We start from the raw sequence: 1,547 nt of genomic DNA on the forward strand, positions 1-1,547 counted from the left end.
CAAAAACCAGCTAATGTTTGTCAAGCATTTCTGGTTGGATGAGTTCTCTTTTCGTGGTATACTTTTTCCGACCAACACGAATAACCTCCACGGGTATGGAGGTTTTGGTTAAATATGGATTACACTTGGTAGGGCTGGCCTTTCTGCAAGATGGCGAAAATGTGATGTAACAGCTTGTTTGCGCAGGCGATCACGGCCACCTTGTAGGGCTTGCCCTCGTTTCTTTTTTTCTCGTAGTACGAACGGATTCTTGCATTCGCATTCTTTCGCATTCCACATTGCACCGCTAAATATAGTGAACGTCTGAGCCTTTTAGAGCCTCGTTTCGTAATTCGTGTACTTGTCGCTGTGAACTTTCCTGAACTGAAAATCCCTGGGTCAAGGCCCGCAAACGCTACAAGTTGCTTCGCATCACTAAACTGTTTCACATCACCTAGTTCAGCTACAATGGCTGCGGCCAGTTTCGTTCCAATTCCCGGGATACTTCTCACCAGTTCGACTTCAGGCAGATTTTCTGCGAGTTCCTCCATTTGTTTTTCGAGTTCCTCCAGTTGCCGAATCATCGTCAACAATAAAGAGACCATTCCGAGCAGTGCCTTGCTTTGAGCGGGGCTACGCCGAATTTCTCTCCATTCATCCTGTACTTCCTCCAGTTTTCTCGCTTTTTCATTGGCCCATCGCTTGGAATGGGATCGTCCCGAATTACCCTGAATGACTTCATTCCAATTCGTCACACTTCCCTCCAAACAATGAGACAGCACCGTCAATGATGTTGTTGAAAACACATTGTAAAATATCTGCTCATACGCCGGAAAAACTTGCTCCAGCAAGGCTCTGCTGTTCAGCTTCGCCTGCACAAAGATTCCCGTGACAAACTCATGCTGCCGAGTCAAATGCTGTAGCTCTGTAAACGTCTCAYCCCAATTTCGATGCGGCTTCACGTCGCCGCGATAGTACATCTCTGCCAGATGCCAAGCATCTGCAGCATCTGTTTTAACTTTGCGTAACTGCGTTCCCTTCGCTCGCTTGGATTGCAAGGGATTCACAATGTAGTAGGTGTAGCCACTCCGATTCAGATAGGACACCAAGGCACGATGGTAATGCCCAGTCGCCTCCAAAACAACCACTGGAGCAACACCCGTTTCGGCTTGAAGGGCCCCTAACACCTCCGTAAATTGTTCGAATCCACTCGCAACATGCTCAATGACGATAGCTTTACCAACGGGCTCATTTCGTTTTTGAAACGCCTGTATCACACTTGAACCTTTAGCGACATCTACACCAACAACAGGTTCCATGTCCTCACTCCTTATCTTTCGTTTCGCCGGTCCTTTCCACGATGGTTCCAAACCCATAGCTTCGCTTGTTATACGGGGTCAGCTGCCCCTACCAGCCCAAACATGGTCTTTTGGAAGGTCGTGGGAGAACTGTTTTTGTTACGAGGTCCTAGCCCCTAAAACCGCCACGTTCTCCCGGCTTCCCCCATCGTAAAACGACCACAAAAAAAGGCCAACCAGTAATTACTGGCTAACCTGATAATACGAAAA

At 47.8% G+C, this 1,547-nt stretch carries 1 protein-coding gene; it reads right to left on the bottom strand.

Annotation, left to right across the window (positions count from 1 at the left end; genetic code table 11):
* Positions 1-119: 119 nt before the first annotated feature.
* Positions 120-1,298 carry an IS110 family RNA-guided transposase gene (locus tag AC1DE7_RS31565; RefSeq protein ID WP_477535889.1) on the bottom strand — a complete coding sequence of 393 codons (1,179 nt, stop codon included), beginning with the start codon at positions 1,296-1,298 and terminating at the stop codon, positions 120-122.
* Positions 1,299-1,547 lie beyond the last annotated feature (249 nt).

The organism is Paenibacillus sp. 10L310 (assembly GCF_056395745.1).